Genomic DNA, 15953 nt, shown 5'->3' with positions numbered 1-15953 from the left:
ATTTGGCTATCACCCGTTCCGGTGATGTTTGAGCGCCGACGAAAACAGTACTCTCCCCTCCCGCACGTTTAGTTACATTCAGCCTGTTTTGGTTGCATATCCATCGTTAGGAGAGGTTGGGACATGAACACTGTGTACCGCAGCATCTGGAACGCTGCGCTCGGCGCCTGGGTCGCCGTTTCGGAGGTTTCGCATCGGTGCGGGCGGCGCGCTTCTTCGGTCGCTGCCGCCGTGTGCTTGCTGGCCTTGGCTGGCCTGCCGGCAGGCGCCTGGGCGCAGGCCAGCGGCGGTACTGCATTCGTCGCGGGCGGGGGTACTGGCGGCCGGGGCGGTGCTGGAAATGGCAGTGGCGGCGGCGGCGGCAACATCGGCATGTACCCCACCAGCAACGGATCGTCTCCATCGGGAGGCAGTGGCGGAGCCGGCGGTAACGGAGCGGCTGGTGCCGGCGGAGTCGGGGGAGCGGTGGGCGCGACCAGCGTCACGGGCTCCGTCGGCGGATCGTCGGGAAGCACCGGCGTTCCCGATCCCGATCCGATCTATGGGGCGGGCGGCGGCGGCGGCGGTGGTGCCGCCGTGTACACCTCTGGCACCTCCATCACCGTGACGGGCGCCACCACGCTCCTGGGGGGCAGTGGCGGCGATGGTGGCAGCGGGCGACTGGCCGGCGGCGGCGGCGGTGGTGGCGCGGGCCTTCAGGGTGTCGCCGCCAATGCGGTAGTCAGCAATGCGAGCCAGGCCATCGTCGGCGGCAATGGCGGCAACGGCGGTATCGGCCAATGGGCCGGCGGTGGCGGCGGCGGCGGAGACGGCATCGTGCTGCAAGGTGGGGGCGCCACCGTCACCAACACCGGCACGGCCACTGGCGGGAGCGGAGGGAATGGCGGCGTGGCGACCATCGGCGGCATGGTGGGCGGCGGCGGCGAGGGCGGCGCCGGCCTGGCGATGGAGTCCAGCGGCAACTCGGTGCTCAATACCGGGGCACTGGTGGGGGGCGCGGGCGGTGCCGGCGGCAGCAGTGCCGCCAATGGCATCGGAGGCGCAGGTCTGCGCATCCGCGGCAATGCGAACAGCATCGTCAACAGCGGCACCCTGACAGGCGGCATGGGCGGCGACGGCGTCACGCGCGGCGACGCGGTTCGCGTCACCGGCAACGACAACTCGGTCGAGCTGCAGAACGGCTCGGTGATCAATGGGACCCTGTCGGCAATCGGCACCGGGAACGTGCTGCGCCTCTCGGGCGTGGCGACCGACGGCACCACTTCGCTCGGCGCCGCGACCTATCGCGGCTTCGAGCGCTACGAGAAGACAGGCGCCAACACCTGGACGCTGACCGGCACCACCACCGGGCTGACGCCCTGGACGGTGCTCGGAGGCACGCTCGCCATCGCCGACGACGGCGCGCTCGGCGACTCGTCCGGCAGGCTCACGCTCGACGCCGGTACGTTGTGCTCCACCGGCACGACCACCGCCACGCGCAGCATCACCCTCGGAGCGGGCGGTGCGACCTTCGAAGTCGATCTGGTGCGTACGCTGACCCTCAACGGCACGCTCTCCGGTCCGGGCAGCCTGCGCAAGACCGGCGCCGGCACGCTGGTGCTCAGTGCGGCCAACAACTACGTCGGCGGGACGGCCGTGGAGGCGGGCAGCCTCAATGCAGCCGCGACCGGCGCGCTGGGCAGCGGTCCTGTCTCGGTGGCGGCCAATGCCTCGCTGCTCTTCAGCGGCAACGCAGACGCGAGCGGACTGACCATTACCGCCGCCGAGCGCGGCGCCACCGGCAATGCCGGCTTCGTCCGCTTCGGCGGCACCACGTCGGCAGGCAATGCCCGTCTGGTCATGAACAACGGCGCGGCCGCCGAGTTTCGCGACAACGCCACCGCGGGCAACGCCGTCATCGAGAACCACGGTGGGCTGACCAACATCTGGTTCAACGCGACGGCCGGCAACGCGCGCATCACCAACTTCTCGGGCGGCCAGATCAACCTGCTGGACGACGCCAGCGCGGGCCAGGCGACCTTCGTCAACGAAAGCGGCGGGCTGATTGACATCTTCGACCGCGCGAGCGCCGGCCAAGCCACGGTGGTCAACAACGCTGGCGGGCGCCTGCGCATCAGCTCGCTGACCACAGCGGGAATCTCCATCGGCGCGCTGTCGGGCATGGGCGACGTGATTCTCGGCGCCAAGGCACTGACCACGGGCGGGCTGAACGCCAACACCGAAGTCTCGGGCGTGATCTCGGGCACCGGCGGCTCGCTGGTCAAGATCGGCACCGGCACACTGACGCTTTCGGGCGCCAATACCTACACGGGCGGCACCGCGCTGCGTCAAGGGCGCCTGAACCTCGGCCACAACCAGGCGCTGGGCACCGGCGCGCTGGCGATGGACGACGACACCACGCTGGGTTTCAGCGCCGATGGGTTGACGGTTGCCAACACGATCCAACTGACAGGCAACAACGATCCGGTCATCGACACCGGCAGCTTCAATGAAACGCTGAGCGGCGCGATCAGCGGCGGCGGCTTCATCACGAAGCAAGGCACGGGCACGCTGACGCTCTCAGGCGCCAACACCTATACCGGCGCCACCAATGTGGCGCAGGGCACGCTGAAGGCCGGCGCCGCCAACACCTTCAGTGCAAGCTCCGCGTACAGCGTGGCTTCGGGCGCGACGCTGGATCTTGCAGGCTTCAACCAGACCGTGGCTTCGCTGAGCAACAGCGGCACCGTCTCGCTGGTCGGGGCGGCCGCGGGCACGACGCTGACCCTCAACGGCGCCTACGTCGGCAACAACGGTGTGCTGAGGCTAGGGACGGCTCTCGGCAACTCGGGCTCGTCGGACCGCCTGATCTTCGACGGCGCCGCAGCGGTGGCCAGTGGAAAGACCAGTGTGCAGATCACCAATCTCGGTGGACTGGGCGCACTGACCAGCGGCAATGGCATCGAAGTGATTTCCGCACTGAACGGCGCCACCACGACGGCCCAGACCACCAAGGACGCGTTCTCGCTGGCCGGCGGCCATGTCGATGCAGGTGCGTACGAGTACCGCCTCTACGCAGCCGATGCCAAGGGCGCGGGGGAGAACTGGTTCCTGCGATCAAGCATCAATGCGGTCCCACCGGCGGCGCCCGCTGCGCCGGTGATCACCTACCGATCGGAAGCCTCGCTCTACGCGGCGCTGCCGAGCCAACTGCGCCAGGGCAATCTTGCGATGCTGGGCGACCTACGCAAACGCGTGGGGGACGACGACGTCAAGGGCAGCGCGGCGATGCCGAGCGGCTCGGATCGCCACGCCTGGGCGCGCGTGCTCTCCGCCGACATCGACGTCCAGCAAGGTGGCGCCGTCTCCCCCACCGGCAAGGGCCGGCTCACGGGCTTCCAGGCCGGCACCGACCTGCTGGCCGCGCCGAACTGGCGCGCAGGCATCTACGTCGGCCAACTCGACGGCGACGCCCGCGTGCGGGGCTTCGCCAGCGGTATCCAGAACCTGGCCGTGGGCCGCAACGACCTTCGCAGCCAGTATGTGGGCGTGTACGGCACCTACACCGGTGACAGCGGGTTCTATGCCGATGCGGTGCTGCAGTCGGGCCGCCACCGCTACACGGTCGAGCCGCTGCTGGGCCAGGGCGTCGGCGGCAAGGGCAACAGCCTGCTGGGCTCGATCGAGGTGGGGCAAGCCTTTGCGCTCGGTGGCAGCGGCTGGAGCATCGAGCCCCAGTTGCAGCTGATCCACCAGCACATGGATCTGAACAACTCCGCCATTGTCGGCGCCGTCGTCCAGCCGCAGGCCGACAGCGGCTGGATCGCCCGCGCGGGTGTGCGGGTGAAGGGCCAGGTCGACACCAGCATCGGCATGCTGCAGCCGTACGGCCGCTTCAACGTCTACAGGAGCTCCAGCGGCGCGGACATCGCGCGCTTCGTGAACGGAGCAATCACGACTGACATCTCGGTGCCCACCGGCGGCGCGAGCACCGAGCTCGCGGGCGGCTTCACGCTGACCCTGGGCGCGTCGACGAGCCTCTACGGAGAAGTCGGCAAGCTCTGGGCGAGCGGCGGCAACGCCAGGGTCAAGAGCTCGGTCAATGGCTCGGTTGGCGTGCGCGTGAAGTGGTGATGAAGTTGCAGTTGCGGTGACGGTCAAATCCGGAGGCCCTACCCTGCCCGCCCCCGGAGGACCGAATGCCCAAACGCGGCCGCTCAGAACATGGAAGCCCGCGACGGCCAGCACCGGAACCTGGGAGAGCCCGACACTGATATCTAGCCAGCACCAATAGCACGAGCGCGAGCTTCAGCCCGCTGCATGGGGCCTCGGGTAAGTCCCGATCATTTGATTAATCAAGTTAACTATTCTCCCGTTCGAACGACTCGTTTCCTCCGATTTCACGAGGGGGATCGGGCAGTGCGGGCTCGAAAACTAGTTAACAACTGGAGACAATCGAATGGGTTCCCCAATCCGGAGGCCGCTGCTGGCCTGTGTCGTCGCGGCGGCCGCCGCAAGCGGATGCGGAGGGAGCGACAGGGCGGCTTCCGCATTCACCCTGTTGCCGACACCAGCCCCCGCGCCCACTTCACCCCCGTCTGCGCCCCCGCCGTCGCCCGCGCCGGCACCCGTGGCCCAGCCCGCGCTGCTCAACACGCCCGACGAGGCCGGCGGCTGTGCAGCGGTCGCGGCACTGGCGGCCGAGCTCTCGGCCGCGGGACGCACCGTGAGCATCACTTCGACCAAGATCGCGAAGACCACGGCGACCGACGCGAGCGGCAACCCGCAAAGCTACTGCGCGGTGGCCGGCACCATCAACGGCGGCCGCAAGGGCCTCCAGGCCGCGGGCCAGACCGACGCGATGTCGACCTATGCAATCGCGTTCCAGATCAACCTGCCGACGCGGTGGAACGGCCGCATGTTCATGAGCGGCGGCGGCGGCTCCGATGGCTCGGTGCCGGACACCACGGGCGCCATCAGCAACGGTGAAACCGTCCAGCCGCTGCTGTCGGGCTATGCCACCGTCTCGAACGACAGCGGCCACAGCAACGCGACCAACAACGATCCGAACAACGCGGGCACGGCCTCCTTCGGACTCGACCCCGTGGCACGCGTGGATTTCGGCTACAACGCGATCGGCCAGACCAAGCAGCTCGCCAATCAGCTGGTCGCGCGCTACTACGCCAAGAAGCAGGACTACGCCTATTTCATGGGCTGCTCCGAAGGCGGACGCGAAGCGATGATGGTTTCGCAGCGCTTCGGCGACGAGTTCGACGGCGTGGTCGCCGGAGACCCCGGCTCGGATCTTCCGAAGGCCTGGCTCGCCGAAGCCTGGGACACGCAGCAATTCGCGGCTGCGGCGCAAGCGCAGGGCTTCCTGGAAACCACGGGCCCCGGCGCCTCGAACGCGACCCCCCTGATGAATGCGGCCTTCCAGCCCGCGCAATGGGCGGCCCTGCAGCAAGCGGTACTGGCGAAGTGCGATGCCGACGACGGGCTGGTCGACGGCATGATCAACAAGCGCTCCTGCACCTTCGATGTCAGCACCCTGGCCTGCGGCGCACCGGGCGCACCAGGCGCGCCGGGCTGCCTCGTTCCGGCCCAGGTCACGGCCATGCAGAAGGTGATGGGCGGCGTGAAAAACAGCGCCGGCGACGCGCTCTACTCGGACTGGCCCTGGGACGCGGGCATCGGCGCCTTCGGCTGGCAGATCTGGAAGACCGGATTCGGCTACCGCACGAGCGGCGCGAACGATGCGATCAACGCCACCCTCGGCGGCGGCGCGGGTCCGCTGATCTTCACCACCCCGCCCACACAGGGCCTGGCGACCGGCAACTCGCTGGTGCAGTTCCAGCTGCGCTTCGACTGGGATGCCGACGCGCCGAAGATCAAGGCCACCGACGGAATCTACACCGAGTCGGCCTACAGCTTCATGGGCACGCACTCGACCGACATGTCCAAGCTCAAGGGCAAGGGCGGCAAGCTGATTCTTTATCACGGCACCAGCGACCCGGTCTTCTCTTTCAACTACACGGCCAAGTGGGTCGATTCGCTGGCCGGCAACACGGCGAACGGCACCGTGAAGGACTTCGTGCGGCTGTTCGCGGTGCCCGGCATGAACCACTGCTCGGGCGGCCCCGCCACCGATACCTTCCCGGTATTCAGCGCGATGGTCGACTGGGTCGAGAAAGGCAAGGCGCCCGATCGCCTGATCGCGAGCTCGAAGCCCGGCAATCCCGACACCGCCGGCTGGACGCTGCCCGCGGGAGTGAGCTCGCGCGTGCGGCCCCTGTGCCCCTACCCGCAATACGCGCAGTACATCGGGACCACCGGCTCGGCGCCGGCGGCATTGCTGGAACAGAACGATCCCGGCAAGTTCGTCTGCGCCAACTGACGGCGGGCATCGCCGGCCGCGATGCGGTCGCCCGCCTGCCAGGCGCGTGCGATCGGTCCGGCCGGACCGCTACACTGGCCGCCTCCATGACGGCCCGCCCCCCTCCTTCTTCCCATGAACCCGCTCGCCATCCCGACCGCAGCGGACTGGAAGACGAGCGCATGCGCCGGCTGCTGGGCTACAGCCTCGTGCAGGCCACGATCCCCACGTCGACCCTCTACGAGAAGCACGTGGGCGAACCCTTCAACCTGCGGCGGGTCGAGTTCTCGCTGCTCGTGCTGGTCGACTCGAACAGCGATGTGACGCCCAAGCAGCTCGCGCGTGCGCTGTACGTCTCGATGCCTTATCTCACGATCACGCTCGATCGGCTCGAAGAACGCGGCCTGCTGAATCGCAGCCGCAGCGAGACCGATCGCCGCTCGGCGCACGTACGCCTCACGCGCAAGGGCAGCGATCTCGTCAAGAAGGCGGAGACCGTCGCGGCGAAGATGGAGGCCGATCTGCTGGCACACCTGACGCCCGGCGAGCGAGGGATGCTGTTCGAATTGCTCGAACGGGTGGCTGCGCACCGGCGGGTGTGAGCCCCGGGTTTCCCGCCGCAGCCTCTTCGTTCAGCTCACTGCCTTCGCCGCGAGCGCGCCCAGCGTGCGCAGGCCCTTCTCGATGCGCGCATCCCAGCCGTAGCCGCCGCTCAGGCGCATGCAATGGGCATAGCGCCCGCTCGCCGAGAACACCACGCCGGGCGCGAAGCACACGCCCTTCTTCAGCGCCTGAGCGAACAGCGCCCGCGTGTCGAGCGCCTTGGGAAGTTCGAGCCACAGCACGAAATTGCCCGCTGGCCGAGTGATCCTGGTCCCCGGCGGAAAGGCTTGCTCGATCACGCGCGACATGCGCTCCAGCGTGTCGGCGAACTCGCGCCGCAAGCGGCGCAGGTGGCGGTCGTAGTCGCCGTTCGAGAGAAAGTCCGCAAGCGCAGCCTGCGTCAGCACCGGTGTGGCCAGCGTCGAGGCGAACTTGCTCTCGAGCACGCGTGCCATGTGGCGGCCCGGCACGATCCAGCCGATGCGATAGCCCGGCGCCAGCGTCTTCGAGAACGAACCGCAGTAGATGGTGTTGTCGTGGCGGTCGAGCGCGCTGAAGGGAATCGGGCGTTCCTCGCCGAAATGGATGTCGCCATAGACGTCGTCCTCGATCAGCGGCACGCGGTGCTTCGCGAGCAGGCGCAGCACCTCGCGGCGATTCTCGATCGGCATCGTGAAACCCAGCGGATTCTGGAAGCTCGAAGCCAGCACGCAGGCGCGCACCTGGCCCGCGGCAAGCACGTCGCGCAGTGAATCGATCACCACGCCGGTGCCGGCGTCGGTGGGCAGTTCCACCACCCGCAGGCCGCGCATGCGCAACACCTGCAGCAGGCCGAAGTAAGTCGGCGATTCGATGGCGACCGCATCGCCAGGCTCGGTGACCGCGTCGAGCGCGAGCGCCAACGCCTCGGTGCAGCCGCAGGTGATGGCGATGGCGTCAGGTGACAAAGCCTGTCCGAAGCGCATGGCACGGCGCGCGATTTCCATGCGCAGCGACAGTTCGCCGCGCGGCGGTGAGTAGGTGTTGAGCTGCGCGCCCTTCACGCGCGCGGTGCGCGCGAGGATGCGGTCGAGCTTGGAGGAAGCAAGGATCCGCGCGCTAGGAATGGCGCAGCCCAGCGGCACGTAGGCCTCGTTCGATGCGTTCTCGAGCAGTTGCAGCATGAGGTTCGACACTGCCACCTTGGTCGGGCGCAGCGGCGGCCGCGTGGGTGCCGGCAGCGGCAGCGCCGTCGGTATCCGGGCCACGTAGTAGCCCGACTGCGGCCGCACCTCGAGCACGCCGCGGTCCTCGAGCAGCCGATAGGCCTGCACCGCGGTGCTCAGGCTGGTGCGGTGCTGCGCGCTGATCTCGCGCAGCGATGGCGCGCGGCTGCCCGCGGGCAGCGTGCCGCTCTCGACGAGGCCGGCGATGAAATCGGCCAGCTCTTCGTAGCGGAAGCGCGTGGCGGGCTGCGGATCGGCACCGCCGGCGGAATGTGTTTCGAGCGTCATGGCTTCAACTGTGCTGGTCGCAATTTCAGAAAACTGTGGCTGTTATCTTGAACCTGGAGCTTGCACCATCGAAGGCAGCTACACAAGACGGGTACGAGAAGCCATGGATCGATTTCCGGACAACGACATCATCTCGCTGGTCTCGAGCGCGCCGCGCCACGACCTGGCCGAGAGCGTGGGACCGAACCTCTGGCTCGGCGAACTGCTCGGCTCCAACCTGGCAGAGATCGGCGCGCTTCAGTTGGGCTACGGCACTGCGGCGGGCGGTGCGCAGCTGCGCACGCAGATCGCCGCGCGTCATGGCGTGGATGCCGACGATGTGGTCGTCACGGTCGGCGGCATGCATGCGCTGTTTCTCCTTGCCTTCACGCTCTGCGGGCCAGGCGACGAAGCGGTGATCGCCGAACCGGCCTTTCCGCTCGCGCGCAATACGCTCGGGGCGGTCGGCGCGACCGTGCGCTCGCTGCCGCTGAACTTCGACGCCGGCTACCGGATCGACCTCGAGGCGCTGCGCGCGCTGCTCTCGTCGAAGACCCGCATCGTGAGCCTCGCTTCGCCGCAGAATCCCTCGGGTGTCGCCATCCCGGCGTCGACGCTGCGCAAAGTGGCCGAGCTGATGCGCACGCATGCGCCCGATGCCTGGCTGATCGTCGACGAGACCTATCGCGAGGCGGCCTACGGCGACCACTCCACCTTGCCCAGCGCCAGTGCATTGGGGCCTCGGGTGGTCACGGTGGCATCGCTCTCCAAGTGCCATGGCGCCGCGGGGCTGCGCATCGGCTGGGCGATCGTGCGCGACGCGGCGCTGCGGCAAGCGCTGATCACGGCAAAGTTCAACACCGTGATCTCGTGCTCGCCACTGGACGAGGCACTGGCGGCCACGGTTCTGAAGCAAGGGGAGCACATCGTCGGCACGCGGCGGCGGCATCTCGCGCACAACCTGGGGACGCTCGAGGCCTGGGTCGGCCGCCACGCCGCGCGGATCGAATGGGTGCGTCCGGACGCCGGCGCGCTGTGCTGCGTGCGGCTGAAGCCGCAGGTGTATGACGATGCGGCGCTGCAGCGCTTTCAGGCGGCACTGCATGAACGCAGTGTTCGGCTGGCGCCGGGCCCCTGGTTCGGCGACCAGCCCCGTGTGTTCCGCCTCGGCTTCGGCCTGGCGACCAACGCCGAGCTCGCCGCCGCGCTGCACTGCGTGGGCCAGGCGCTGGAGTGGGCCGCGGCCTGAGGTCTTGCTCAGCCGGGGCCCGCCATGCTATGGCTGCCTGGATTTATGCACTTTTCTTCTGAAATGCCACCCAGAAAGCAAACCCATCGCGATACCAAACCACGTCCCGGGGATGAGTGCGATCGCGAGCGTCGTCATCAACGGAACGGAAACAAGCAACCCGACGGGAACCATCACTACCGAGAAAAAGAAAATGGTTGATGCGCTGTAGGAAAGAACGAATAACGCCCCCCTGAAGGGGACGTGCTTCGTCTCGTCCCACAGACTGGGACACAACCAGGTTGCTACACCATCGAAGCTGAAAGGAGTCCAAGGAAGATCGATGTCCGGCTTCATAGGGGGCTGGCAGGTACCTTTGAATTCTTGTCCTGGCCGGGCTTCTTCTCGACTGCCGGCGCAAGACCGCACCGCGCCAAGAACTGGTTCATGGCGCGGCGCGCTCTCACCACTTCATGCGCAGCCCGAGCGAGCCTTGCAGGGAAGTCTTCACATCCGTCGCGCCACCCGAGGCCCACAGCTTGCCGACTTCGCCGTAGATGCTGGTCGTCTGATTCAGCGCCAGGGTGAGGCCACCGGCCAGCTCGCTGACGGTGGAACCGGTGCGGCCCGTGACGTCGGTCGTGGCGGCGGGTCCGACGAAGCGGACCACGTCGGCACCACTGCTCGCCTTGTAGAGGTTGAAGCGGCCGTACGGTTGCAGCGTGCCGAGCGCCGTGGCCATCTCGCCCTTCAGGCGCACGCCGATGCGCGCAATCCAGCCGTCGTTACTGTCCTGCCGCACGTTCGCACCGGAGATCGCGATGTTGTCCAGGCCAAGGTGCTGGTGGATCAGCTGGAGCTGCGGCTCGATCTTCCAGCCGCTCTCGCCTAGCGCGAAGGCCTGGCCCACTTCGATGGACGCCATCAGGCTGTCGCCCTTGCCCGCGCCGCGCGAGGTCGACAACGGCTCGATGGTGTAGCGGTGCCGCCCAGCCTGCAGCACGGCATCGGCATAGAAGCCCGAATCGGCGGTCCAGGTGCCGTAGGCGCCCAGGTACTGGCTGCGCAGGTCGTTGGAACCGACGGCCAGGTTGGCGATGCCGCTGGCGAAGCCGTTGACCCTGACGCGGCCGTCGAGTTGGCCGACGTACACACCGGCACGCCAGTTCGAGGTGGCGAAGAGGTCGGTGCCGGCCTGGAAGCCCTTGACGTTGCCCTTGCTGTGCGGGCTGACGGTGCCCTGCTGGCGGATGTCGATGTCGGTGGCGATCACACGGCCCCAGGCACGGCGCTCGGTGCCGGTCGATGCGGGGCCGCCGGCCTTGACGTCGTCGTCGCCGATGCGCTGGTGTAGGTTGCCGATCATGGCCAGGTCCATCTGGCGCACCTGGCTGGGCAACGCGGACAGCAGCGGGACTTCGGCGCGATAGGTTGGCACTTGCACGGTGATGGGGCCTGTAGTGCCGGTGCCGCCGGTCGAGACACCCGCGCCTGTCGCTGGCGTTGCCGTCGATACCGTCGCCGTGGTGGTCGAGCGCAGGTACCAATTCTCGCCGGCACCGCTCGCGTCGGCGGCATGCAAGCGGTACTCGTAGGCGCCCGCATCGACGTGCCCGCCTGCGAGAGAGAAGGCGTCCTTCGTGGTCTGCGCGGTGGTGGTGGCACCGTTGCGCGCCGAGATCACCTCGATGCCGTTGCCCGTGGTCAGTGCGCCCAGGCCACCAAGTTGCGTGATCTGCACGCTGGTGCGGCCGCTGGCCGAGGCGCTCGCGCCGTCCAGCACCAGCCGGTCGCTCACGCTGTTGCTGTCGCCCAGGAAAGTGCCCAGCCGCAGCACGCCGTTGTTGCCGGCATAGGCGCCGGTGACGGTGAGCGTGGTGCCCGGTGCGGTGCCCACCAGCGAGACGGTGCCGCTGTTGGCGAGCGAGGCCACCGTCTGGCTGAAGCCCGCGAGGTCGAGCGTGGCACCGCTTTCCACCGTGTGTGCCGAGGCCGCACTGAAGGTGCCGCTTGCGCCTGCCCTCAGGGTGCCTTCGGCCACGTCGGTCGCGCCGGTGTAGCTGTTGGCGCCCGAGAGCGTGAGGGTGCCGCTGCCCAGCTTGGTGATGAAGCCGCTGCCGCTGATGTTGCCGCTGAGCGCTGCGCTGAAGCTGCCGGTGTCGATCACCGGGTCGTCGCTGCCGGTCAGCACGATGGCGTTGGCGAGGTTCAGGCCGTCGGCGGCAAAGCCGAGCGTGGTGCCGTTGTCCATTGCCAGCGCGCCGGTGCCCAGCGCCAGGCTGTTGCCGACGTTCAATCGGCCCTGCTTGAGCGCGGTGCCCCCGCTGTAGCTGTTGGCTGCGGTCAGCGTCGTGGCGCCGGCGCCCTCTTTCACGAGCGAGCCGGTGCCGCTGATCGTGCCCGACAGCGTGAGCGCGTTCGAGCGGTTGATGGCCAGCGTCGCGTTGTTCAGGATGTTGCCCACGATGCTGCCCGTGGTGCCGCCGTTGCCGAGCTGCAGCGTTCCCGCGGAAACAGTGGTGAGGCCCGTGAAGGTCTGGTCCCCGATCAGCGTGAGCGTGCCCGTGCCGGTCTTCTCGATGCCGCCCGTGCCGCTCAACAGGCCGCTGTAGGTTGCGTTGTCGGGCTGGGCAAAGCGCACGAGTCCGTTGTCGGTGATCGTCGCCGGCGCGAACTGCGCGCTGCTCTGCAGCACGCCGCCCGAGCCCACGGTCATGCTGCCTGCATAGGCGCTGTTGTCGGCGCCAAGGATCAGCGTTCCCCCCAGGACCGTGGTGCTCGTGATGCCCGCTGGTGCCAGCGCGACATTGAATTTCCAGGTGCCGCTGTTGTTGACCAGCGTTTCGAATCCGGTAAGAGACCGCGGCGCGAAAGTGTCGCTCGCGCCGTTGTCGCTGTTGAGCGTGAGCAGGTCGGCGCCCGCGCCACCGCTGATGTTGCCGGTGATCGTGGCTCCCGTGTACCAGCGCAGCACGTCGCTGCCGCCAGCGAAGGCGAGCGAGCCGACGAGGCTGCCCTTGTTGGTGAAATCGACCGCCATCGTGCCGCTGGCGCCGATGACGGTCGTCGTGGTCGAGTTCGTGCCGGCACCAGCGACGATGCTGCCGGTGTTCACGACGGTGTTGGAACCGCTGTTCGCCTGGAACCAGATCGCGGTATGGGCAGAGCTGATCGCGCCGTTGTTGGTGATGATGTTTCCGCTGCCCAGGGGGTTGATGGCTTCGGAGTTGCCACCTGAGCCGCTGGCGGCGACGGAGCCCCCTGCATCGATGGTGATCGTGCTGTTGTTGTTGACCTCGATCGTGTTCGCACCGATGCCCGGGTAAGGCGATGCGCCGCCGCTGGCGGCATTGTTCTGAACGATCCCGCCGTTCTGGATCACGATGGCAGCCTGGTCGCCGACGCTGATGCCCGAGCTGTTGCCTGTATCGACCGTCGCGCCCGACGTGACCGTGACCGAGACGCCCGGCGTGGTCGCCGCGCCCGTACCTACCGTCGTGCCCTGGTTTCCCGTGCAATTGACTGCATTGGCATTCGTGTCCGTCGTACATGCGGCGGAGGCGGGCAAGGAAGCAGCCGCCAGCAAAGTGGCGGCTAGCAGGGCCACGCCCTGCGTGGCTGAGGTAGATCTTGCGTGGCCACGTCCCAATTCGGAAGCGACGGTCCAAAGGGCGAGTGCGTCGTTCCAGATGACGCGAAAAATCCGGTTCATAACCTGTCTGTCCTGGCAATGCGCTCCGCAAGAACTGCGGGCGCGGGCGCCGGTATTTCCGGTGCTCCATGCCTCCCTGTGCGAGCCGCGGACTCTAAATACAAACAATCGTAATTGGAGCTTTCGCCTCAGCCCGAATTATGCATTCCTCGTACAAACGCCAATTTATTCACGTTCGTTTTTATTGCATCCTGAATCGATCTCAGGATTACATTGAAATATGAGAGACTGAATTTCATTTATCGTGTCAATTGAAAACAACGGGGTCCGGAGGGGCTGCTTTTTCGCTCCGCAAATCGCCCTTCGGCCAAATTGATGGATTTGATCAATCAACTGGTGCAGCCCTATAACCCCGCAAAACCGCCGAGACGAGCGAGATTCTCATTTAACAAAGTTTGCTTCCATGACGATAGCCCACCGAGCCGACGCGATCGCAATAGTTGATGACGACCCCCGCGTGCGGCAATTGCTAGGCAGCTATCTTTCGCAAGAGGGATTCGAGGTATTCGAGGCCGAGAACGGTGCATCGCTCTCGTCGATCCTGCATCGCCGCGCGATTGACCTCATCGTGCTCGACCTGCTGCTGCCGGACGAGGACGGCTTTTCGATCTGCCAGCGGCTGCGAGCCAATGGCATCCGGGTTCCCATCATCATTCTCAGTGCGCAGGCGCAAGATACCGATCGAATTGCGGGATTGATGATGGGCGCGGACGACTATGTCCGCAAACCATTCAATCCCAGGGAAATACGAGCGCGTATCCAGGCAATTCTGCGGCGCAGCCCTCCGAGGGAGGAGCCGGGCGGTCCTTCGAGCAGAAACGAGGTGGTCCGGTTTGGTCCATTCGAATTCAACCTGGGCACGCGCACGCTTCGCAGGGACGGGCTAATCCTGGGCATCACAACCGTTCAGATCGCGATACTCAAGGTGCTGGTCCGCCATGCGGGGCAGCCGCTTTCGCGGGAAAAACTCGCTCAGGTAGCGCGTGGCCGCGAACTCGGCGCTTTCGAGCGCAGCCTGGATGTGCAAGTCTCCCGGCTTCGAAAGCTATTGCAGAACGGACCGTCCTCTTACATCCTGACGGTGTGGGGCGTCGGGTATATGTTCGACCCCAGCGGCGAAGGCGGGGTTATTCGACCACCCGACCTGGACGCGAAGCTAGTTGGGCATCCAGCCATTGAGCACGTCGCCTGAACGCGCGGCACTGTGTTCGCGGGATCGAGAAGCAGTGCGGACATCGCTACGGTCTGGCCCCACCCCACCGGCAAACCACCGAAAGATGTTGGTCTGCTTTCCCCTTTCTTCGCCGAACCTGACGAAGAGAAAGCCCCGTTCTGCATTGCCCTGCGCGTCAACGGGAATGCCGGCAGCCCGAAGGGCAGTGACCTCTTCGCTGGCGTCCAGGTCGAATGGCAGTTTCAAGGTGATGGTCGCGCTGTGGATGGTCCGTCTCGGCATTGCTTCGCTTTCGCATGCTTGCAAGTGTCCGAGTTGACCCGAAAGGAGCCTCTCCAGGCATCCCGTATTTATAGGAGGTCCGCACGCGATTCGCGTGGGGCGGTCCTTGCTGGGCGGCCGGATCAGCCGGAGGCTTTCACGGCCTCGACCAAAAACCGCACAAAGGCTTTCCCGGCATCGGGCAGCGAGCGCCCCGCCATGGTCTCGATCTCGAGGTGGCGCTCGTTCATCTCGCGGTCCTTGAGCGGAATGGCGACCAGCGCCTTGCTCCGCAACAGCGTTCGCATCGACAGCGCGCCATAGAAAGCAACGCTGCCGCCGGCCGCCGCAAAACTCAGCAGCGCACTCGCATGGTTGCTGGACATGGCCTGCTCATAGCGCAAACCCTGCCGGATGCAGCTGGCGTCGAGCAGGCGCCGGATCGAGCTGTCTTCCTGCGGCAACCCCAGCGGGTACGCCACCACCTGGCGCAGCGACAACTGCCGCTGCATCGCCAGGGGGTGATCCCTCGCCATCACGGCCAGGATGGGGCTGGGGTGCCGCAGTTCGATCTCGATGCCGGGCTCGGGCACCGCGCTCAAGGTGATGCCCACGTCGGCTTCGCCGTCGCGCACGCGCCTGGAAATGTCGCCCAGCGAACAGACCTCGAGGTGAAAGCGGATGCCCTCGTGCTTTTGCCGGAACTGCGCGATCAGCGTCGGGATGAAGTCGAAGGCAAAACCCTCCGTGCTCGCCACGCGCACATGCCCGCTGCGCAGGCCGCGCAGGCCGGCGATGTCGTTGGTGACCCGCTCGATGTCCTGCTGCGCCCGCTTGGCGTGCGCGGCCAGCATCTCGCCGGCCGCGTTGGGCACCATGCCGCGCGCGTGGCGCTCGAACAGGAGCGTGTCGAGCTCGCGCTCCAGCCGTGCCACCTGCCGGCTGACCGCCGAGGGCGCGACGTTGAGCTTGAGCGCGGCGTCCTTCACGGAACCGGTCTTCACAACCTCTAGAAAGTACCGGACCGCGGTTTCCTGCAAGGCGCGAATTGCCATGGATTTCCCGGTTGGTGCGGCCACAAGCGGCCTGCGTGGAATTTCAGAAAGCGCAAAACAAAAAATAAAAAAATAACATTTTAGAAAGCCCCCCCC

The 15953-nt window shown here is 66.8% G+C and carries 10 protein-coding genes; 5 read left to right on the top strand and 5 right to left on the bottom strand.

Features of this window, described 5'->3' with window-relative positions:
- Window positions 1–123: 123 nt before the first annotated feature.
- The 3 genes from ACCC97_RS25345 (at window position 124) to ACCC97_RS25335 (ending at window position 6954) form a co-directional block, all read left to right on the top strand.
- Window positions 124–4113: an autotransporter outer membrane beta-barrel domain-containing protein gene (locus tag ACCC97_RS25345; protein WP_413335698.1), complete on the top strand. Its 3990-nt coding sequence runs from the start codon at window positions 124–126 to the stop codon at window positions 4111–4113.
- A gap of 496 nt (window positions 4114–4609) precedes the next feature.
- Window positions 4610–6373, top strand: coding sequence for a tannase/feruloyl esterase family alpha/beta hydrolase (locus ACCC97_RS25340; protein WP_413335696.1), 1764 nt, complete (start codon window positions 4610–4612; stop codon window positions 6371–6373).
- A gap of 86 nt (window positions 6374–6459) precedes the next feature.
- A complete protein-coding gene (locus tag ACCC97_RS25335; RefSeq protein WP_157632213.1) occupies window positions 6460–6954 on the top strand; it encodes a MarR family winged helix-turn-helix transcriptional regulator in 495 nt (164 codons plus the stop codon).
- A gap of 30 nt (window positions 6955–6984) precedes the next feature.
- Here the strand turns inward: ACCC97_RS25335 and ACCC97_RS25330 are convergent, their stop codons facing one another.
- Window positions 6985–8448 (bottom strand): PLP-dependent aminotransferase family protein, encoded by a 1464-nt coding sequence (locus tag ACCC97_RS25330; protein ID WP_413335694.1) that lies wholly within the window; start codon window positions 8446–8448, stop codon window positions 6985–6987.
- A gap of 103 nt (window positions 8449–8551) precedes the next feature.
- Between ACCC97_RS25330 and ACCC97_RS25325 the strand changes: the two genes are divergently transcribed.
- Window positions 8552–9676, top strand: coding sequence for a pyridoxal phosphate-dependent aminotransferase (locus ACCC97_RS25325; RefSeq protein WP_413335692.1), 1125 nt, complete (start codon window positions 8552–8554; stop codon window positions 9674–9676).
- Window positions 9677–9703: 27 nt separating this feature from the next.
- On the opposite strand, the gene ACCC97_RS25320 is transcribed toward ACCC97_RS25325, so the two are convergent.
- Both ACCC97_RS25320 and ACCC97_RS25315 read right to left on the bottom strand, forming a co-directional pair.
- Window positions 9704–10012, bottom strand: a complete 309-nt coding sequence (locus ACCC97_RS25320; protein ID WP_413312086.1) for a hypothetical protein — start codon at window positions 10010–10012, stop codon at window positions 9704–9706.
- Between the two features lie 106 nt (window positions 10013–10118).
- Window positions 10119–13367, bottom strand: a complete 3249-nt coding sequence (locus ACCC97_RS25315; protein ID WP_413335690.1) for an autotransporter outer membrane beta-barrel domain-containing protein — start codon at window positions 13365–13367, stop codon at window positions 10119–10121.
- A 403-nt stretch (window positions 13368–13770) separates the two neighbouring features.
- On the opposite strand from ACCC97_RS25315, the gene ACCC97_RS25310 reads away from it, so the two are divergent.
- Window positions 13771–14559 (top strand): response regulator, encoded by a 789-nt coding sequence (locus tag ACCC97_RS25310; protein WP_413335688.1) that lies wholly within the window; start codon window positions 13771–13773, stop codon window positions 14557–14559.
- Here the strand turns inward: ACCC97_RS25310 and ACCC97_RS25305 are convergent.
- Window positions 14524–14787 (bottom strand): hypothetical protein, encoded by a 264-nt coding sequence (locus ACCC97_RS25305; protein ID WP_193386558.1) that lies wholly within the window; start codon window positions 14785–14787, stop codon window positions 14524–14526. The genes ACCC97_RS25310 and ACCC97_RS25305 overlap by 36 nt on opposite strands.
- A gap of 158 nt (window positions 14788–14945) precedes the next feature.
- The gene (locus ACCC97_RS25300) at window positions 14946–15857 is read right to left on the bottom strand and encodes a LysR family transcriptional regulator (RefSeq protein WP_413312091.1); all 912 of its coding nucleotides are present in this window, start codon (window positions 15855–15857) and stop codon (window positions 14946–14948) included.
- Between the last annotated feature and the right edge of the window lie 96 nt (window positions 15858–15953).

The sequence above is a fragment of the Variovorax sp. Varisp85 genome, from assembly GCF_047304045.1.
Lineage (GTDB): Bacteria > Pseudomonadota > Gammaproteobacteria > Burkholderiales > Burkholderiaceae_C > Variovorax.
The sequence above is the reverse complement of the archived record's forward strand: the minus strand, read 5'-3'. Positions and strand labels throughout refer to the sequence as shown.